The sequence below is a fragment of the Actinomadura sp. 21ATH genome (assembly GCF_041951345.1).
In the GTDB taxonomy this organism is placed as follows: Bacteria; Actinomycetota; Actinomycetes; order Streptosporangiales; family Streptosporangiaceae; genus Spirillospora.
This window is the reverse complement of sequence record NZ_JBGNUR010000008.1, coordinates 104,220-122,298: the sequence shown is the minus strand read 5'-3', so window position 1 is coordinate 122,298 and position 18,079 is coordinate 104,220. Positions and strand designations below refer to the sequence as shown.

General features: G+C 75.3%; 18 protein-coding genes. 8 read left to right on the top strand and 10 right to left on the bottom strand.

Annotation, left to right across the window (positions count from 1 at the left end):
- Nucleotides 1-43: 43 nt before the first annotated feature.
- Entirely contained in the window at nt 44-658 is a 615-nt protein-coding gene (locus ACA361_RS23700) for a TetR/AcrR family transcriptional regulator (protein WP_375015110.1), read from the bottom strand.
- 78 nt (nt 659-736) lie between these two features.
- On the opposite strand from ACA361_RS23700, the gene ACA361_RS23695 reads away from it, so the two are divergent.
- The 3 genes from ACA361_RS23695 to ACA361_RS23685 all read left to right on the top strand — a co-directional run bounded on the left by ACA361_RS23695 (nt 737) and on the right by ACA361_RS23685 (nt 3,302).
- Nucleotides 737-1,150 (top strand): VOC family protein, encoded by a 414-nt coding sequence (locus ACA361_RS23695; RefSeq protein ID WP_375015108.1) that lies wholly within the window; start codon nt 737-739, stop codon nt 1,148-1,150.
- Between the two features lie 96 nt (nt 1,151-1,246).
- Nucleotides 1,247-2,782, top strand: coding sequence for an amidohydrolase family protein (locus tag ACA361_RS23690; protein ID WP_375015107.1), 1,536 nt, complete (start codon nt 1,247-1,249; stop codon nt 2,780-2,782).
- 67 nt (nt 2,783-2,849) lie between these two features.
- Nucleotides 2,850-3,302: a VOC family protein gene (locus tag ACA361_RS23685; RefSeq protein ID WP_375015105.1), complete on the top strand. Its 453-nt coding sequence runs from the start codon at nt 2,850-2,852 to the stop codon at nt 3,300-3,302.
- 13 nt (nt 3,303-3,315) lie between these two features.
- On the opposite strand, the gene ACA361_RS23680 is transcribed toward ACA361_RS23685, so the two are convergent.
- Nucleotides 3,316-4,176 carry an aldo/keto reductase gene (locus tag ACA361_RS23680; protein WP_375015513.1) on the bottom strand — a complete coding sequence of 287 codons (861 nt, stop codon included), beginning with the start codon at nt 4,174-4,176 and terminating at the stop codon, nt 3,316-3,318.
- Between the two features lie 236 nt (nt 4,177-4,412).
- On the opposite strand from ACA361_RS23680, the gene ACA361_RS23675 reads away from it, so the two are divergent.
- Nucleotides 4,413-5,234 (top strand): helix-turn-helix transcriptional regulator, encoded by an 822-nt coding sequence (locus ACA361_RS23675; RefSeq protein WP_375015103.1) that lies wholly within the window; start codon nt 4,413-4,415, stop codon nt 5,232-5,234.
- Between the two features lie 36 nt (nt 5,235-5,270).
- Here ACA361_RS23675 and ACA361_RS23670 read toward each other — a convergent pair whose 3' ends face one another.
- The 8 genes from ACA361_RS23670 to ACA361_RS23635 form a co-directional block, all read right to left on the bottom strand.
- Nucleotides 5,271-6,692, bottom strand: a complete 1,422-nt coding sequence (locus ACA361_RS23670; protein WP_375015101.1) for an aldehyde dehydrogenase (NADP(+)) — start codon at nt 6,690-6,692, stop codon at nt 5,271-5,273.
- Complete coding sequence (locus ACA361_RS23665; protein WP_375015099.1) at nt 6,689-8,146, bottom strand: amino acid permease; 1,458 nt, start codon at nt 8,144-8,146, stop codon at nt 6,689-6,691. The genes ACA361_RS23670 and ACA361_RS23665 overlap by 4 nt, the downstream gene beginning before the upstream one ends.
- 166 nt (nt 8,147-8,312) lie before the next feature.
- Entirely contained in the window at nt 8,313-9,314 is a 1,002-nt protein-coding gene (locus ACA361_RS23660; RefSeq protein ID WP_375015097.1) for a proline racemase family protein, read from the bottom strand.
- Nucleotides 9,314-10,243, bottom strand: coding sequence for a dihydrodipicolinate synthase family protein (locus ACA361_RS23655; RefSeq protein ID WP_375015095.1), 930 nt, complete (start codon nt 10,241-10,243; stop codon nt 9,314-9,316). The genes ACA361_RS23660 and ACA361_RS23655 overlap by 1 nt, the downstream gene beginning before the upstream one ends.
- Nucleotides 10,240-11,727: an NAD(P)/FAD-dependent oxidoreductase gene (locus ACA361_RS23650; RefSeq protein WP_375015093.1), complete on the bottom strand. Its 1,488-nt coding sequence runs from the start codon at nt 11,725-11,727 to the stop codon at nt 10,240-10,242. Before ACA361_RS23650 ends, ACA361_RS23655 begins: the two co-directional genes overlap by 4 nt.
- A 58-nt stretch (nt 11,728-11,785) precedes the next feature.
- On the bottom strand, nt 11,786-12,121 hold the full coding sequence (locus ACA361_RS23645; protein ID WP_375015091.1) for a (2Fe-2S)-binding protein: 336 nt from the start codon (nt 12,119-12,121) through the stop codon (nt 11,786-11,788).
- A complete protein-coding gene (locus ACA361_RS23640; RefSeq protein ID WP_375015089.1) occupies nt 12,118-13,293 on the bottom strand; it encodes an NAD(P)/FAD-dependent oxidoreductase in 1,176 nt (391 codons plus the stop codon). The genes ACA361_RS23645 and ACA361_RS23640 overlap by 4 nt, the downstream gene beginning before the upstream one ends.
- 80 nt (nt 13,294-13,373) lie before the next feature.
- Entirely contained in the window at nt 13,374-14,060 is a 687-nt protein-coding gene (locus ACA361_RS23635; protein WP_375015087.1) for a helix-turn-helix domain-containing protein, read from the bottom strand.
- A 375-nt stretch (nt 14,061-14,435) separates the two neighbouring features.
- Here ACA361_RS23635 and ACA361_RS23630 point away from each other — a divergent pair, with 375 nt between their 5' ends.
- The 4 genes from ACA361_RS23630 to ACA361_RS23615 are packed head-to-tail and all read left to right on the top strand — an operon-like array spanning nt 14,436 to nt 18,066.
- Nucleotides 14,436-15,488, top strand: a complete 1,053-nt coding sequence (locus ACA361_RS23630; RefSeq protein ID WP_375015085.1) for an NrtA/SsuA/CpmA family ABC transporter substrate-binding protein — start codon at nt 14,436-14,438, stop codon at nt 15,486-15,488.
- Nucleotides 15,485-16,312 (top strand): ABC transporter permease, encoded by an 828-nt coding sequence (locus ACA361_RS23625; RefSeq protein WP_375015083.1) that lies wholly within the window; start codon nt 15,485-15,487, stop codon nt 16,310-16,312. The genes ACA361_RS23630 and ACA361_RS23625 overlap by 4 nt, the downstream gene beginning before the upstream one ends.
- Nucleotides 16,309-17,031, top strand: coding sequence for an ABC transporter ATP-binding protein (locus ACA361_RS23620; RefSeq protein WP_375015081.1), 723 nt, complete (start codon nt 16,309-16,311; stop codon nt 17,029-17,031). The genes ACA361_RS23625 and ACA361_RS23620 overlap by 4 nt, the downstream gene beginning before the upstream one ends.
- 9 nt (nt 17,032-17,040) lie before the next feature.
- Nucleotides 17,041-18,066, top strand: a complete 1,026-nt coding sequence (locus ACA361_RS23615) for an ABC transporter substrate-binding protein (RefSeq protein ID WP_375015079.1) — start codon at nt 17,041-17,043, stop codon at nt 18,064-18,066.
- Nucleotides 18,067-18,079: the final 13 nt, after the last annotated feature.

Genomic DNA, 18,079 nt, shown 5'->3' with positions numbered 1-18,079 from the left:
CGCATTCCCCCTTGAACAGCCCCTCGAATAGGCCCTCACTTCGTCAACCCCCGCGCACCTCCGGGGCATTCCGCTCCCGCAGCGCCTCCAGCATGCGCGCCAGCGCGGCCCAGACGTCCTCCAGGCCGGCGGGCTCCGCCGAGGTGGCCAGCCACAGCGCGGCCTCGTTCATGGCGCCCGACAGCAGGTGCGCCAGCGGCGCGACCGGCTGCCGGACGATCACGCCCTCGGCGACGAGCTCGGCCAGCGCCTCGGCCAGGTGCCGGGCGGAGGCGGCCTCGTCCATCGCGCGCCACTCCGCCCAGCCGAGCACGGCCGGGCCGTCGATCAGGAGGATCCGCTGGACGCCCGGGTCCGTGCCGGCGGCCAGGAACGCCCGGCAGCCGGCCGTGAGCCGCGTCCAGGAGTCCTCGTGCGCGTCGGCCGCCCGTGCCACGGCGTCGCCCACCTCCCGCTGCACCTCCTCCAGGACGGCGCGGAAGAGCGCGGCCTTGCCGTCGAAGTGGTGGTAGAGCGCCCCCTTGGTGACCCCGGCGGCCTGGACGATCTCCGCCAGCCCGACGTCGCCGTACCCGCGCGCCGCGAAGAGGCTCCTGCCGACCCGCAGCAGCGTCCGCCTCGTCCGCTCGCGCTGCTCCGTCCTGGTGACCGGCGGCATCGCACCTCCCGTTTGACATACCAGCGGTATGCGAAATAGCGTCATTGACATACCGATGGTACGCGAAAGGACGAGACCATGCAGCTGACCAGCTTCTACCCGGTGGTCTGCACCGCCCGGATCCAGGAGTCCCGCGACTTCTACACCGGCCTGCTGGGCTTCGAGACGACGTTCGAGGCCGACTGGTACGTGAGCCTGCGCCGCCCCGGCCCGCCGGCGTACGAGCTCGCCCTGCTCGACCACACTCACCCGACGCTGCCCGCCCCGTACCGCACCCCGGTCGCGGGCCTCCTCCTCAACTTCGAGGTCGAGGACGTCGACGCCGAGTGGGACCGCCTGGTCCTCCGGGCGGGCCTGAAGCCCGAACTGGAGATCCGCAGCGAGGACTTCGGCCAGCGCCACTTCATCGTCGCCGACCCGGACGGCGTCCTGATCGACGTCATCACCCCCATCGCCCCCGCCGCCGAGTACGCCGGCCGGTACGTCGGCTGAACCGATCGGGGCCGGAGGCGGCCACGGCCCTCTACGGCGGGCGCGTCCGGAGGCGATGATCCCAGGGGGCGGCGCCGGACGATCGAAGGGGCCTCGATGGGGCGCGACGAGCACGCGTACGACACGAGCCGGCGGGATTTCCTGCGCTGGCTGTCACTGGCGGGCGGGGCCGGGGTGGCCGGGGCCCTGCCCGCCGTCCTGGCTGCGGACGCGCGGGCGGCGTCCCCGGTCATCGTGGTGACCGGGGGCACGCTGATCGACGGCACCGGCGCTCCCCCGCGCCGCGACGCGACCGTGGTCCTGGTGGGCGACCGGATCGCCTGGACCGGCCACCGGCGCGAGATGCCGGCGCCCGCCGGGGCGCGGGTGGTGGACGCGCGCGGCCGGTACGTGATCCCGGGGCTGTGGGACATGCACACCCACTGGACCGAGCTGGAGAAGATCAGCCCGCCGCTGTACCTGGCGAACGGCGTCACCGGGATCCGCGAGATGTGGGGCTACGCCGAGGCCCGCGAGATCCGCCGGCGGATGGATTCCGGCGAGGTGCTCGGGCCCCGGATGGTGCTGGCCGGCAACATCATCGACGGCCCGGTCTCCCTGCTGGGCCCGCCCGCGGCGCTGGTGCGCACGCCGGACGAGGCGCGCGCCGCCGTCCGCGAGGACGCGCGCAACGGCGCCGACTTCGTCAAGATCTACTCGTATCTCGACCGGGAGCTCCTGGACGCCATCGCGGCCGAGGCGCGCGCCGCCGGCCTGCCTCTCGCCGGGCACCACGTGTACCGCCTCGGCGTCGGCGAGGTCACCGGCGCGGGCATGCGCAGCTTCGAGCACCTGCACGGCATGCCGATCCCGCTGTCCTCCCGCGAGGAGGAGTTCCGCCGCGCCATCGCCGCCACGCCGCTGGACCCCGCCGACCCCCGCGCGTTCTTCAGGACGATGCGGGAGCTGGAACGGCGGGCCGCCGCCACCTACAGCCCGGCGAAGGCGCGGTCGGTGTACGGCCACTGGCGCCGCGCCGGCACCTGGCAGTCGCCGACGCTGACGGTGAACCGTGTGATGACCTCGCCTCCCGACACCTACGCCGGCGACCCGCGGCTGAAGTACATCCCCGAGGCGCTGCACCCGGTCTGGGCGAACGCCGTCCGGCTGAACGCCCCGTCGACCCCCGAGGACGTCGCGCGGCAGGCCGCGTACTTCCGCTTCCAGGTGCGCCTGGTCGGCGAGATGTACGAGGCGGGCGTGGGCGTCCTCGGCGGGACGGACTGCGGCAACCCGTACTGCTTCCCCGGCTTCGGCGTCCACGACGAGCTGGAGCTGCTGGCCGAGGCGGGCCTGACCCCGATGCAGGCGCTCCAGACGATGACCCGCGACGCCGCCCGCTACCTGGGCCGCGGCGGCACGATGGGAACGGTCACCCCCGGGAAGGCCGCCGACCTCGTCGTCCTGGACGCCGACCCGCTGGCCGACATCCGCAACACCCGGCGGGTCGGCGAGGTGGTGACCAGGGGCCGCCTCATCACCCGCGCCGGACGCGAGCGGATGCTCGCCGCCGTCGAGGCCGCCGCGAAGGAGCCCCTCGCCGCCGCCACCCGGCTCCGCACCCCGCCCTGCGGCTGCCTCCCGGCCCGCTGACCTCCGCGGCCTCCCGGGCCGGCCCGGGAGGTTGCGGCGCACTCAGGTAACCAGTATAAACGGTTACATGGCACTGAGCTGGAAACTCGTCATCGACAGCGGCGACGCGCGCGTGCTCGCCGACTTCTGGGCGGGGGCGCTGGGGTACGAGATCGAGGACCCCACCGCCCTCGTCGAGCGGCTGCTGGCCGCCGGCCACATCGGCGCGGACGCGGTCGCCGGGCACGGGGACCGCCGGACCTTCCGCGGGTACGCCGCGATCCGGCACCCGGACGACCCGTTCGACGAGACCAGCGGGGTCGGGCAGGGGCGGCGGCTGCTCTTCCAGGACGTCCCGGAGGGCAAGTCCGGCAAGAACCGCCTGCACATCGACGTCCACGCCGGCCCCGGCGGCCTCGACGAGCTGGTGGAACGGCTGGAGTCGCTGGGCGCGACCCGCGTCCGCGAGGTCGACCGGGGCCCGGCGGGCCGCTGGTGGGTCATGCTCGACCCCGAGGGCAACGAGTTCTGCGCCGCCTGACCCGCCCGCCGCGTCAGGCCGTGTCGATGTTGGCCAGGTAGGAGTCGTGGGCCTGCCGCCCGGCCACCGCGCCCGGGGGGACGATCTCCTCCAGGCGCGCGAAGGCGGAGTCGTCCAGGGACAGGTCCGCGGCGGCCGCGTTGGCGCGGGCGTTGGCGGCGCGGCGGGTGCCCGGGATCGGGACGGCGCCGCGGCGCATCAGCCACGCCAGCGCGAGCTGGGCGCCGGTGACGCCGTGCTCGGCCGCGAGCCCGGCGACGCGGTCGGCGAGCGAGACGTTGTGGTCCAGGTTCTCCGCCTGGAAGCGCGGGTTGTTCCGGCGCCAGTCGTCCCGGTCGAGGTCGGCGGCGGCGCGCACGTTACCGCCGATGATCCCGCGGCCCAGCGGGCTGTACGCGACGAACGCGACGCCCAGTTCCGCGCAGGCCGGCAGGACCTCGGCCTCGGGGTCCCGGTGGAACGGCGAGTACTCGGTCTGCAGGGCCGTGACCGGGTGGACGGCGTGGGCCCGGCGCAGGGTCCGCGCCGACACCTCCGACAGGCCGTACCCGCCGATCTTGCCTTCCGCGACCAGCTCGCCGAGCGCGCCGGCGGTCTCCTCGACCGGCGTCGTCGGATCCAGCCGGTGCAGGTAGTAGAGGTCGACGCGGTCGGTGCCGAGCCGGGCCAGGCTGGCGTCCAGGGCGCGGCGGACGTACTCGGGACGCCCCATGCCCGGGACGAGCCCGCCGTCCGCGCCCTCGTTCCCGCCGAACTTGGTCGCGAGGACGATCTCGTCGCGGCGCCCGGCGAGGACGCGGCCGATCATGCGCTCGCTGTAGCCGTCCTCGCCGTAGATGTCGGCGGTGTCGACGAGCGTGACGCCGGCGGCCAGCGCGGCCAGCAGCGCGGCGGCGGCGCCGTCCTCGTCGACGGCGCCGTACAGGGCCCGGCGCCAGGGTCATCGCGCCGAAGCCGAGGGCCGACACGCGCGGCCCGTTCTCTCCAAGGGTGCGGTAGCGCATTCCCAACCTCTTCTCTCGTGGTCGGTCTCCACCCTGGCCCGGCCGCGCGGCGGCAGACAGTGCACGCCGATGCCTAGTACTCCGGGTACCAGTCAGACTGGAGGGCATGGCGACACGTGAGCTGGCGGCGTTCCTGCGGTCCCGGCGGGACCGGATCAAGCCCTCGGACGTGGGGCTGCCCGGCGGCGGGCGCAGGCGGGCGCCGGGGCTGCGCCGGGCGGAGGTGGCGCTGCTCGCCGGGATCAGTCCCGACTACTACATGCGGCTGGAGCAGGCCCGGACGATCCGCCCCTCCCCGTCGGTGCTGGACGCGCTGGCGCGGGCGCTGGGGCTCAACGACGACGAGCGCGGCCACCTCTACCGGCTGGCGGGCGACGAGCCGTCGCCGCGGCAGCCCGCGCCCGAGCGGGTGAACCCCAGCGTGGAGCGGCTGCTGGAGGTGATCGGCCCGACGCCCGCGTGGGTGACCAACGGCCGGCTGGACGTCCTGGCGTGGAACCCGATGGCCGCGGCGCTCTTCTGCGACATCGCCGAGCTGCCGGAGGGGCGGCGCAACATGCTGCGGTACGCCCTCTGCGACCCGCGCGCGAGGACGTTCAACGTGCACTGGGAGGAGGTCAGCCGGCACGGCGTCGCGCAGCTGCGCACGGCGACCGGCCGCGACCCGGGCGACCCCGCGACGCGGGCGCTGGTCCGCGAGCTGGCGGAGAGCAGCCCGGAGTTCCGCGACTGGTGGGAGCGGCAGGACGTGAAGGGGCCGGGGATCGGCCGCAAGGAGTACCTGCATCCGGTCGTCGGCAGGCTCTCGCTCGACTACATCGGGATGGTCCTGCCCGGGACCGTGGACCACCAGTTCGTCACGGTGACGGCCGAGGAGGGCAGCCCGTCGGAGACGGCCCTGGCGAAGCTGGCGGCGCAGCTCGGCTGAGGGGGCCGGCGGCGGGCCGGCCCCCTCGGCCGGCCGTCAGTTGAGCAGCTGCGGGACCTTCCACGGGTTGTCGTCGCGCAGCGGCGGCGGCAGGAGGTCCTGCGGCCAGTTCTGGTACGTGACCGGGCGCAGGAACCGCTCGGCGGCCGCCGTGCCGACCGACGTGGTCGCCGGGGTGGTGGTGGCCGGGAACGGGCCGCCGTGCTGCATGGCGTGGGTGACCGAGACGCCGGTGGGCCACTGGTTCCACAGCACGCGGCCGCTGCGCTCGGCCAGCACGCCGGCCAGGTCGGCCAGCTCGCCGGTCTCGTCCGCCTCGGCGTGCAGGGACGTGGTGAGCTGGCCGGGGAGCTTGGCCAGCACCTCGGCGACCGCGCGGAGGTCCTCGTAGGCGACGACGAGGCCGAGCGGGCCGAAGCACTCCTGCGCGGCGGCCTGGTAGTCCGCGGCGAACGCGGCCAGGTCCATCGCCAGCAGGCGCGGCGCGGCCGAGCCGTCCGCCGGCCAGACCAGGCGCCGGACGCCGGGCCGCTCGCCGAGGGCGTCCGCCGCCGACAGGAAGCCCGCCTCGATCCGGTCGTTCAGCATCGGGGCCGCCGCGACCTCGCCGATCAGCGCCGCGATGCGGTCCACCAGGCCGTCGCCCGCGGGGACGAAGAGGATGCCCGGGTTGGTGCAGAACTGGCCGGCGCCCTGGGTGACCGACCCCACGTACCCCTTGGCGATCTCCTCGGCGCGCGCCCTGGCCGCGCCGGCGGTGACCACGACCGGGTTGGTGCTGCCGAGCTCGCCGTAGAACGGGATGGGCTCGGGACGCTCGGCGGCGATCTTCGCCAGGGCGAGCCCGCCGCGCTCGGAGCCGGTGAACGCCGCGGCCTTGATGCCGGGGTTCCGGAGCGCGTCCACGCCCTCCTGCTCGCCCTCGACCAGGCCGAACACGCCGGCGGGCGCCCCGGCGCCCTCGAGGGCGGCGGCGACGATCGCGGCCGTCCGGCGGGACAGCTCCGGGTGGCCGGGGTGGGCCTTGACCACCACGGGGCACCCGGCGGCCAGCGCGGAGGCGGTGTCGCCGCCCGCGACGCTGAACGCGAACGGGAAGTTGCTCGCCGCGAACACCAGCACCGGGCCCACCGCCGTGCGGTAGCGGCGCAGGTCGGGGCGGGGGCCGGTGGGCCAGTCGGGGTCGGGGCGGTCGATGCGGGCGTCGTACAGGCCGCCCGCGCGCACCTGCTCGGCGAACAGCCGGAGCTGGAACGTGGTGCGCGTCAGCTCGCCGTTCAGCCGGGCGTCGCCGAGGTGGGACTCGGAGTCGGCCAGCGGGACGAGCTCGGCGCGCGCCGCCTCCAGCGCGTCCGCGGCCGCCTCCAGCGCCCGTGCCCGGTCCCCGGGCGGCGCGGCCGCCCACGCGTCCGCCGCGGCTACGGCGGCCGCGACCGCCTGGTCCGTCGCGCTGGTCATGCGCTGCTCCCTTCGTCGATGCCCCGGCGGTTCTCCACCGAGTTGCGGTAGCCGTACAGGCCGTAAACGATCAGTCCGAGCGCCATCCAGCCGGCGAACCGCGCCCAGGTCACCCAGTCGAGGTTGGAGATCAGCCACACCGAGAAGCCGATCCCGACCAGCGGCACCAGGGGCACCAGCGGGGTGCGGAACGAGCGCGGCAGGTCCGGCCTGGTCCTGCGCATCACCATGATGGCCGCGGCGACCACGATGAAGGCCGACAGGATGCCGATGTTGGTCAGGTCGGCGACCTCGCGGATCGGCAGCAGGCCGGCGATGACCGCCGAGCCGATGCCGACGAGCCAGATCACCCGGGTGGGGACGGCGCGGCGCGGGTGGTTCTTCGCGAAGTACTCCGGCAGCAGCCCGTCCCGGCTCATCGAGAACCAGACGCGGGTGACCGCGAGCATGTTCGCCATCGCCGAGGTCGCCACGCCCAGCACGGCGCCGACCGCGACGATGGTGCCGAGCCAGGCCAGGCCGACCGAGGCGAGACCGCTGGAGAACGGGCTCTTGACGTCGATCTCCCGGTAGTCCTGCATGCCGATCATGACGACGCAGACCAAGATGTAGATCACCGCGGCGATGCCGAGCGAGATCAGGATGGCCTTGGGCAGCACCTTCTTGGCCTCGGCGCTCTCCTCGGCCGCCGCGCTCATCGCGTCGTAGCCGTACACGGCGAAGAACGTGGTCGCCGCGCCGGTGATGGCGCCGCCGAGGCCGAACGGCAGGAACGGCGTGTAGTTCCCGCCCGAGATGTGGAAGGCGCCGGCGATGATCACTAGTGCCACGATACCCAGCTTGACCACGACCAGGATGGTCTCGAAGCGGGCCGACTCCTTCGTCCCGCGCGACAGCACGAAGGCCAGCAGCAGGCACAGCGCCGCCGCGAACAGGTCGACCTTGTGGCCGGCGCCGGTGCCGGGCGCGCCGAGCGCCCACGTGGGCAGGTCAAGGCCGATCTGATCGCACAGGTACGACAGGTAGCCGGAGATCGCGATGGCGACGACCGCGACGATCGCGGTGTACTCCAGCAGGAGGTCCCAGCCGATCGCCCAGCCGACCAGCTCGCCGAGGGTGGCGTAGGAGTAGGTGTAGGCGGAGCCGGCCTTCGGGATCATCCCGGCGAACTCGGCGTAGCAGAGGGCGGCCGCGCTGCTGGCGATGATCGCGATCAGGAACGAGATCATCACGCCGGGCCCGGCGTCCTCGTGCGCGACGACGCCGGCGAGCGAGAAGACGCCCGCGCCGACCAGGCCGCCAAGGCTGAGGGCGACCAGCTGCCACAGGCCCATCGTGCGGCGCAGGCCGCCCTCGGTCTCCTCCTCCGAGGAGTCGATGGGCTTGAGTCGGAACAGTTTGGCTCGGGTGAACAGTCCCCCTGGCGGGGCCTGCGGGGGACGCTTTTCTGGCATGACTCGGGACAAGGGGGGTCCCTCCTGCACAGGTGAGGAGTAACGGAGAAGGGTGACGGCGGCCTCGGCCGCCGCGCGAGCGCGTCGCCCGTCCGGTGAGGCGGCGCAGGAAGCGGGCCTCACCGGACGGATCGCGAAGCTCTGCCGCGCTCGATCGGGCCCGCTGTCAAAGCGTGAAGCCCTCGGGGAAGGGGTCGGCCGGGTCGAGGAGGTAGCCGGCCGTTCCCGTGATCCAGGCGCGCCCGGTGAACTCCGGCAGGACGGCGGGGAGCCCGCCGACCTCGGCGGTGCCGACGAGCCGGCCGGTGAAGCGGGTGCCGATGAACGACTCGTTCACGAACTCGGCGTGCAGCGGCAGCTCGCCGCGCGCGTGCAGCTGCGCCATCCGCGCCGACGTGCCGGTGCCGCAGGGCGACCGGTCGAACCAGCCGGGATGGATCGCCATCGCGTTGCGCGAGTGCTTCGCGTCCGAGCCGGGCGCCAGGAACTGGACGTGCTTGCAGCCGCCGATCCCGGGCTCCTCGGGATGGGCCGGCCGGTTCCGCTCGTTGATCGCGGCCATGATGTCGAGCCCGGCCCGCAGGATGTCGTCCTTGCGGGCCCGGTCGAACGGGAGCCCGAGCGCGGCCAGCTCGGTGATGGCGTAGAAGTTGCCGCCGTACGCCATGTCGTAGCGCACCTCGCCGAGCCCCGGGACGGTCACGGCCGCATCCCGTTCGAGCGTGAACGAGGCGACGTTGCGCAGCGTGACGTGCTCGGCGGCGCCGTCGCGGACCGCCACCCGGGCCTCGACCAGGCCCGCGGGCGTGTCCAGCCGCACGACGGTCTCCGGCTCGGTGACCTCGACCATCCCGGTCTCGACCAGGACGGTCGCGACGCCGATGGTGCCGTGGCCGCACATCGGCAGGAACCCGCTCACCTCGATGTAGAGCACGCCCCAGTCGGCGTCCGGGCGGGTCGGGGGCTGCAGGATCGCGCCGCTCATCGCGGCGTGCCCGCGCGGCTCGTCCACCAGGAAGCGGCGCAGGCCGTCCAGGTGCCCGATCGCGTACCGGCGGCGCTCGGCCATGGTGGCGCCGGGGATCGGCGCCACGCCGCCGGTGACCACGCGGGTCGGCATCCCCTCGGTGTGGGAGTCGACCGCGCTGATCGTACGGCGCGCGCGCATCAGCCGTTCCGCTGCTTCAGCGCGTCGATGGCGCGGGCCATGTCGGCGGTGACGCCGGCGCGGTGCTCGTCCACGAGCGGGCCGCGCGGCGGGCGGCTGGGGCCGCCGTACCGGCCGACCTGCTCCATGCCGAGCTTGATCGCCTGGACGAACTCGGTGCGCGAGTCCCAGCGGAACGCGGCGACCAGCGGCTCGTACAGGGCCCGGGCCTCCTCCAGCCGGCCGGCGGTGGCGAGCTCGAACAGCTCGGCCGACTCGGCGGGGAACACGTTGGGGAATCCGGCGAACCAGCCGGTGGCGCCCATCAGCAGCGCCTCCAGGGTCACGTCGTCGGCGCCGGCGACGATCTCGATGCCGGGCGCCTTCTCCTTGATCTCCAGGATCCGCCGCACGTCGCCGGAGAACTCCTTGATCGCGACGATGTTCTCGATCTGCGCGATCTCGGCGACCAGGTCGGGGGTCAGGTCGACCTTGGTGTCGATCGGGTTGTTGTAGATCATGACCGGGAGGCCGACGGAGGCGACCGCCTCGTAGTGGGCGATGACCTCGCCGCGGTTGGCGCGGTACATGGTCGGCGGCAGGCACAGCACGCCGTCCGCGCCGTCCTCGGCCGCGATCTCCGTCCAGTGCCGCGCCTGGTGGGAGCCGGGTCCGTGGACGCCGACCACCACGACGCCGTCGGCGCCGACGGTCTCCACCGCGGTACGGGCGACGCGGCGGCGCTCCTCGTCGGTCAGCGACGAGTACTCGCCGAGCGAGCCGTTGGGGCCCACGCCGCGGCAGCCGCTGTCGACCAGCCAGCGGCAGTGCTCGGCGAACCGGTCGTAGTCGACCGCCAGGCCCGCGGGCGCGGAGGCGTCCTCGTAGTACGGCAGGGCCGTCGCCACGATGACGCCGCCGAGGCTCTCGACCTTCTTCTCACTGCTCATCGGGCGTTCTCTTTCTCATCAGGGGGTGAATCGGGTGATACGGGAGGGGTGGCGAGCTCGCCGAGCCGGATCGGCTGGGCGAGCGGTCTGTGGTGGGGCGTGGCCGCGGCGAGCCCCTCGGCGGGGCGCCCCGGCGTGCCGGCGGCGCGGCGGGCCAGCAGCTCGGCGACGGTCGGCCCGCACATCCGGGCCTGGCACGGGCCGAGCCCGGCGCGGGTGCGCAGCTTCACGGCCCGCGCGGCGCCGCCCGCGCGATCCCCGGCCGCCGCGCGGAGGTCGCCGTACGAGGTCTCCTCGCACCGGCACACGATCGTTCCGGAGCGCAGCCAGCCGGGCCAGCCGCCGCCGATCGGATGCGCCGCGGCGAGCCGGGCGGCGAAGCGGGCGCCCTGCTCGACGCGCGCGCGCAGCCGGCCGGCCTCGGGCGCGCCCGCCGCGCCGCCGCCGGCGAGCCAGCCGGCCAGCAGCCCCTCGGCGCGGGCCGCGGGGGCGCCGGCGATCCCGGTGATCTCCCCGGCCGCGTACACGCCGGGGACGGAGGTCCGCAGGCCGCCGTCCACCTCGACGTACGACTCGGCCGCCGAGACGCGCCGCAGCGCGCAGCCCGCGGCGACGGGCAGTTCGAGCTGCGGGGTGAAGCCGTGGGAGACGCACACCGCGTCGACCGGGACGGTTCGCGCGGTGCCGGGGACCACCGACCAGTCGGCGCGCAGCCGGGCGGTGACCACCTCCTCCACGCGGCCGTCGCCGCGGGCCTCCACGACGGCGCGGCCCATCCGGTACGGGACGCGGTGCCGGGCCAGCAGCGCCGCGTACTCGGCCAGCTCGGCGGCCTTGCCGGTCTGGGAGGCCAGCTCCCAGGGGCGGCGTCCCCAGCCGCGCAGCACGGCCGCGGGCGGGTTGGCCTCCAGCACCTCGCGGACGCGCGAGCCCGCCTCCAGCAGCGACGCGGCGACCGGCAGCAGGAACGGGCCGGAGCCGGCGATCACGACGTCGTCGCCGACGGCGAGGCGCTCGCCCTTGGCCAGGGCCTGCGCGGCGCCGGCGGTGAACACCCCGGGCAGCTCCCACCCGGGGAACGGCAGCACCCGGTCGTGCGCGCCGGGCGCCAGGACCAGCGCGTCCGGGTCGAGGACGCGGCGCTCGCGCCCCTCCCCGTCGGCGGGGCCGCGCAGGACGTGCACCCGCGGCGGCCGGTCCGCGCCCGGTTCGGAACGTTCCAGGGACCACACCGCGCTCTCGGCCCACCACGCGCACCGCGGGTGGCCGAGGACGTGGTCGCGCAGCCGCTCGAAGTCGTCCCAGCCGTGGTGCAGCCGCCCGGGCCGCTCGGCGGCGAACGCCGCCGGCGGCATGCGGTGGTACTGGCCGCCGGGCGCCTCGGCCGCGTCGAGCAGGGTCACCCGGGCACCGGCGCGCAGCGCGGCGGCGGCGGCCGCGAGCCCGGCGGGCCCGGCTCCGACGATCACGACGTGCCGCGTCACCGGGCCTCCTCCGTGCGCGCGCGGGTCCGGCCCGCGGCGATCGCCTCGCGGCGGCCCATCAGCGCTCCTCCTTCTCCGCGCGCTCCGCGCGCCCATCCGCGCGGGACTGGGTGATGACGGCGTCGCCGTCGGCGGCGCGGCGGCGGCAGGCGCGGACGTCGCGGGCGCCGTTCACCGTGACCAGGCAGTCGAAGCAGACGCCGATGCCGCAGAAGACGCCGCGCGGCGCGCCGGAGGGGCCCGCGCGCCAGGAGCGGCGGCCCGCGGCCAGCAGCACGCCCGCGATGGTCTGGCCGGCCACGCCGGGCAGCGGCTCGCCGTCCACGGTGATGGTCAGCGGGGTCTCGGTCCGCCCCACGGCGTCGGCCCCGGCCGGTACGAGTCGCGGGCTCATCGGTTCTCCCCCTCGGGTACGGAAGCGGGCCCGCCCAGGACGGCGGGGCGGCCGGCGCGGAACGGCGCGGCGTCGATCTCGGGGTCCCGGCCGTGCAGCAGGTCCGACAGGACGCGCGCGGTGCCGACCGAGAGGCCGATCCCGGCGCCCTCGTGGCCGCTCGCGTGCCAGAGGCCGGCCAGCCGCGGGTCCTCGCCGATGACCGGCAGGTGGTCGGGGACGTACGGGCGGAAGCCGCCGTACGCGCGCATCACCGGGACGCCCGCCAGGCCGGGGAACAGCCGCAGCGCCTTGGCGGCGACCGCCGCGAGCACCTCGGGGCGCAGCCGGTCGTCGAAGCCGACCCGGCGGCGGGACGAGCCCAGCAGGAGCGTGCCGGCGCGGGTGGACTCCACCACGGCGGACGTCTGCAGGTCGCCGGCGCCGCTCCCGACCGCGCCGACGTAGTCGGCGTCGTAGACCTTGTGGAAGACGGTCGGCGGCATCGGCGCGGTGACCAGGACCTCGCCGCGGCGGGGGCGGACGTCGACGGGGGCGCCGAGCCGGGCCGCCAGCGCGCCCGACCAGGGGCCGGCGGCGTTGACGAAGGCGTCGCCCCCGACCCGGCCGAGCGTGGTGCGCACTCCGGTGATGCGGCCGCCGGCGGTGTCCGCGCCGAGGACCTCGCAGCCGGTGCGCAGCTCCGCGCCCGCCCGCAGCGCGGCGGCCAGCAGCACGCCGGCGGCGCCGGCCGGCTGGACCTGGGCGTCCCCGGGGTAGGCGACGGCGGCGGTGGTGTCGCGGGTCAGGTGCGGCTCGGCCGCGGCCAGCTCGGCGGCGTCCATGGGCCGGGCGTCGATGCCCGCCGCGCGCTGGGAGGCGGCGAAGCGCTCCAGCTCGCGGGCGCCGTCGCCGGTGGTGGCGACGACGATGCCGCCCTTGGGGTCCCACTCGGCCGCCGCGGCGCCGGCGGCCCCGTCCAGCACCTCCGGCCACAGGCGGCGGGAGAGCTTCGCCAGCTCCAGCTCGGGGCCGGGGCCCTTGTCGGACACCAGGACGTTGCCCTCGCCGTGCGCGGTGGTCGCCGCCGCGGGGCCGCCCCGTTCCAGGACGGTGACCGCGTGGCCGGCGAGCGCCAGCTCGCGAGCGCAGGCCGCGCCGATGATCCCGGCGCCCAGCACCACAACCCGCACGCAATCCTCCCGACATCGTTCGTTAAACCGAACGACGCCGAGGTTAGAACGGTGACCCGAACGGTGTCAATGGGGTGCCCTCAGGGCGACTCCGCCAAACAGGCCGGATGCCCCACCGAGGAGTGAAGCCGCTGGTCAGTGCGGTACTGCAGGAGCAGGACCGACCGCACGGGGCCGTCCAGGGCGATGTAGCTGTGCGGCAGCCGGGCCTCGAAACCGACGTAGTCGCCCGGCCCGAGCTCGACCTCCCGGTCGTCCACCCGAACGCCCAGCCGGCCCGCCTGCACGATCGTGTGCTCGGTGCCGACATGGCCGAGCGAGTCCTGGCGGGAGTCCGCGCGGACCCGCTGGTCGTACACCTCGAAGATCGCGTCACCGGACTCGATGCCGCGCAGCGGCCGCAGGTCCACCCCCTCGCCGCGCAGCACCTCGACGTTCGCCGCGCGGACCACGGTCAGCCCGGACGGGCGGCGCGGGTCGAGGAGGTCCGAGATCGGCACCTCCAGCACCCGCGACAGGCTGAACACCGTCTCGATGGTCGGATTGCCCGCGCCCGCCTCCAGCTGGGACAGCGTCGCCTTGCCGATCTTCGACCGGCGGGACAGCTCCGACAGCGACAGGCCCAGCTCGGCGCGGGCGCGCCGCAGGTTGGCCGCCAGCATGTCGCGGACCGAGCCCACGGCCGGGGCCTCGCCGATCTCCGTGTCGGCGGATCGCGTCGCCCCCGGATCCGTCGCGCCCGAATCCGTGCCGGCGTGCTCTGCCATGCGTCCTCCGCGGTCCACCCGAGATCATGTTCGCTTTACCGAACGAGGCTACCGGCCCCTCCGCCGCAGGCTAACCCGAGGCGCCGCGCTTGACTTATGCAATCCCTACCTGAATTATAGGAAATATGCCGCACGTCAGCCTGGTCGTACGGCGCGTGGTCGACCACATGCGCCTGGACAGCACCCTCTGTCGGTGACCGCGCCCTCCGGGCCCTCCCCGCACCGTTCCGCGACCTCCGCGACCTCCGTGGCCTCCGTGACCTCCGCGTCCCCCTGACGCCGGCGCGGTTCCCTCACCTCACCTCACCTCGCTCACCTCACAGATCCCGCGCGCCGGGTACCTCCGTGCGCGCCCAGACAAGGGGCCTCATCACCATGCCGACATTCCGTCACCGACCGCGCCCGCGCCGCTCGCGGCTCCTCGCCTGCGCGGCCGCCGCAGCACTCCTCGGCCCGGCGGCCGCCGCCTGCGACGGCTCCGCCTCGGCCGGCGGGCCGGGCACCGGCGCGGTGCTCCGGCTCAAGGACCCCGGCAACGAGGGCGTCCTCGCCTACGCCAAGCGCGAGGGCATCCTGGAGAAGCGGCTGAAGGCCGTGGGCGCCCGGGTCGAGTGGGGCGGCTCGTACGCGTCGTTCACCGCGACCATCGACGCCGTCCGCTCCCGCTCGGTCAACGTCCTGGAGGGCGCCGTCTCCCCCGCGCTCGGCTACCTGTCCACCAGCCGCGACATCAAGATCTTCGCGTTCACCGACCCGGTCACCGACAGGGCCGCGCCACGCGAGGACGGCCTGGTCGTCCCCGCGGGCAGCCCGGCCAGGTCCGTCCACGACCTGGTGGGCAAGCGCATCGCGGTCAACAAGGGCGGGCGCGGCGAGTACCTGCTGCTGCTCGCGCTCAAGGAGGCCGGGATCCCGGCCGCCCGGGTCCAGCGCGTCTACCTCAACCCCGACCAGGCCGCCTCGGCGTTCGCCACCGGCAAGGTGGACGCCTGGTGGGCGATCGTCCGCGCGTACCCGGAGGTCGTCGCCAAGGGCGCCAGGGTCCTCCGGCAGAGCCGCGACCTGCCCGACAAGGACCTCAACATCTGGGCCGCCCGCACCGAACTGCTCGACCGGCACCCCGAGGCCGTCGGCACGTTCCTGGACGTCCTGCGCGAGCTGTCGGAGCAGGAGCGCCGCGAGCCGGAGAAGTTCCAGAACGTCTTCCTGAAGAAGGGCCCGACCGCCGTGACCGGCGCCCGGCTCGCCGAGGACATCGCCAAGGCCCGGCACGGGAACGTGCCACGGCACGCGGCCCGCGAGGACGGCGCGTACGTCAAGGCCGTCAGCGACGTCTTCAGCGCCAACGGCGTGATCAGGACGGCGGTCCGGCCCGAGGACGCCATCTTCGACCTGCGCGCGGCCCTCACGTCCGGGACACGGCCGTGACCCTCCAGGAGGCGGGCGCACCTCCGGCCGCCGCCGCACCGGCCGGGCTGGAGCCGCCGCCCTCGTACGGGCCGCGCCGCCGCCCGCCGGGGCTGTCCCTGGCGCTGCGCGCGAGCGTCCCGCTGCTGCTGCTCGCCGCCTGGTGGTACGGGACGTCCTCGGGCCGGATCCCGGCGGACGTGCTGGCCGGCCCCGGCGCGGTCGCCGCGGCGTTCGGCGAGCTGGTCTCCACCGGGCAGCTCGCCGACTTCCTGGCGGCCTCCGCGCGGCGGGCGGCGCTGGGCGTGCTGGCCGGCGCCGGGCTCGGGCTGCTGCTCGGCATCGCCGCCGGGCTGTCCGCCCTGGGCGAGGAGCTGATCGACCCGACGCTCCAGATGAAGCGCGCCGTCCCGTTCCTGGCGCTGGTCCCGCTGTTCATCTCCTGGTTCGGGGTCGGCGAGACGTTCAAGATCGTGCTGATCGCGGTGGCCACGCTCGCCCCCGTGTACGCCTACACCTACCTCGGCGTGCGGGGCGTGGACCGCAAGGTCGTGGAGGCCGCGCGCGGGTTCGGCCTGCGCGGGCCGCGGCTGGCCGCCGCCGTCGTGGTGCCGAGCGCGCTGCCCAGCATCCTGATGGCGCTGCGGATCGGGCTGTCGGTCTCGCTCACCGGCCTCATCGCGGCCGAGCAGATCGGCGCCACCGAGGGCATCGGCTACCTGGTGACGCTGGCCCAGCAGTACTACCGCAACGACTACATGGTCCTCTGCGTCCTCATCTACGCGCTGCTCGGCCTGGTCATCGACCTGGCGGTCCGCGCCCTGGAACGGCTGGTGGCCCGGTGACCGGCGAGGGCCGCGGCGACCTGGCCGTGCGGATCCGCGGGCTGCGCAAGTCGTACGGCGCGAAGACCGTGCTCGGCGGCATCGACCTCGACGTCCACCGGGGCGAGTTCGTCGCGCTGCTCGGCCCGAGCGGCACCGGCAAGACGACGCTGCTGCGCGTCCTGGCCGGGCTGGAACGCCCCGACGCGGGCACCGTCCTGACGGCCCCGCGCCGGACGGCCGTCTACCAGGAGCCGCGGCTGGTCCACGCGCGGCGCGTCCTGGCGAACGTGACGCTCGGCCTGCCCCGCTCGGCCCGCCCGGCGGCGCGGGAGGCGCTGCGCGAGGTCGGCCTGGACGGGTACGAGCGCGCCCGGCCCGCGACGCTGTCGGGCGGCGAGGCGCAGCGGGTGGCGCTCGCGCGGGCGCTGGTCCGCGACCCGCAGGTGCTGCTGCTCGACGAGCCGTTCGCCGCGCTCGACGCCCTGACCCGGCTGCGGATGCAGGACCTGGTCGCCGAGCTGTGCGCGCGGCACCGCCCGGCGGTGCTGCTGGTCACCCACGACGTGGACGAGGCGCTGCGGCTCGCCGACCGGGTCGCGGTGCTCAGCGGCGGCGCGTTCGCCGCCGACCGCGCCATCGGCCGGCCACGCCCCCGCGACCGCGACGACCCCGCCGCGGCCGCCGACCGCCGCTCGTTCCTCGCCCACCTGGGCGTCATCTCCGACCCCGCGACCTGAGGAGGCCACGTGCCCGACACCGACGCGATCGACAAGATCTGGTTCACCCGCTGCCCGGTGCCCACCGCGAGCGGGCTCGCGCACGCGCGCGGCACGCTCGCCGGCGCGTTCGGCGGGCTGCCGGTCGGCGTCCTCCAGGACGCCGGTCCCGAGCTGGCCCGGCACCACTTCGACCACGGCCTGCCCGGGCTGTTCCGGGAGGGCGGCAGCGTGCCCGCGCTCGCGGCCCGCTCGGCGGGCGCCCCGACCCGGCTGATCGGGCTGACCTGGATCGAGGAGTGGCAGTCCATCCTCGTCCGCCCCGGCTCGGGCATCACCGCACCGGCGGACCTGCGCGGTGCCCGGGTCGCGCTGCCCGGCTGGGCCGCCACCCGCGCCACCAGCTTTCCCCGCGCCATGGCCCTGCACGGGATCAAGGGCGCGCTCGCGCAGGGCGGCCTCTCCCTCGACGACGTCACGTTCACCGAGGTGGGCGCCGGCCTGGCGCCGTCGGTGGGACGGGACGCGCGCGACCGCGCCCTGTCGTGGCCGGGCCTGGCGGAACTGGCCCGCGGCGACGTGGACGCGGTGTACGCCAAGGGCGCGCGCGCCGCCGACCAGGCCCGCGAGCTGGGCCTGGAGGTCGGTGTCGACCTGGACGCCCACCCCGATCCGCGGACCCGCGTCAACAACGGCACGCCCCGCCCGATCACCGTCCACGAGCGGCTGCTGGACGAGCGCCCCGACCTGGTCGCGGCGTTCCTGGAGCAGGCGCTGCGGGCCGCGGACTGGGCCGCGGGCGACCTGCCCGGCGTCCGGGCGATCCTGGCCCGCGAGACGCGGTCGGCGGCCGAGGGCGTCGCGACCGCGTACCGCGACGGCTTCCACCGCTCGCTGCACCCCGGCCTGTCACCTGAGCGGCTGGAGCTGCTGCGCGTCCAGAAGGACTTCCTGCTCGTGCACGGATTCCTGGACGCCGACGTCGACCTGGACGCCTGGGTCGCCCCCGAACCCCTCCGCCACGCCCGCGAAGCACGCGAAGGAGTCCCGGCATGAGGCGAACGGGAGA

Bases quoted from the DNA above. Each gene is read 5' to 3' on its own strand.
- ACA361_RS23670 (WP_375015101.1), bottom strand. From the start codon at position 6,692: ATGACCAGCGCGACGGACCAGGCGGTCGCGGCCGCCGTAGCCGCGGCG.
- ACA361_RS23630 (WP_375015085.1), top strand. From the start codon at position 14,436: ATGCCGACATTCCGTCACCGACCGCGCCCGCGCCGCTCGCGGCTCCTC.
- ACA361_RS23635 (WP_375015087.1), bottom strand. From the start codon at position 14,060: ATGGCAGAGCACGCCGGCACGGATTCGGGCGCGACGGATCCGGGGGCG.
- ACA361_RS23700 (WP_375015110.1), bottom strand. From the start codon at position 658: ATGCCGCCGGTCACCAGGACGGAGCAGCGCGAGCGGACGAGGCGGACG.
- ACA361_RS23665 (WP_375015099.1), bottom strand. From the start codon at position 8,146: ATGCCAGAAAAGCGTCCCCCGCAGGCCCCGCCAGGGGGACTGTTCACC.
- ACA361_RS23645 (WP_375015091.1), bottom strand. From the start codon at position 12,121: ATGAGCCCGCGACTCGTACCGGCCGGGGCCGACGCCGTGGGGCGGACC.
- ACA361_RS23690 (WP_375015107.1), top strand. From the start codon at position 1,247: ATGGGGCGCGACGAGCACGCGTACGACACGAGCCGGCGGGATTTCCTG.
- ACA361_RS23685 (WP_375015105.1), top strand. From the start codon at position 2,850: ATGGCACTGAGCTGGAAACTCGTCATCGACAGCGGCGACGCGCGCGTG.
- ACA361_RS23655 (WP_375015095.1), bottom strand. From the start codon at position 10,243: ATGAGCAGTGAGAAGAAGGTCGAGAGCCTCGGCGGCGTCATCGTGGCG.
- ACA361_RS23695 (WP_375015108.1), top strand. From the start codon at position 737: ATGCAGCTGACCAGCTTCTACCCGGTGGTCTGCACCGCCCGGATCCAG.
- ACA361_RS23660 (WP_375015097.1), bottom strand. From the start codon at position 9,314: ATGCGCGCGCGCCGTACGATCAGCGCGGTCGACTCCCACACCGAGGGG.
- ACA361_RS23675 (WP_375015103.1), top strand. From the start codon at position 4,413: ATGGCGACACGTGAGCTGGCGGCGTTCCTGCGGTCCCGGCGGGACCGG.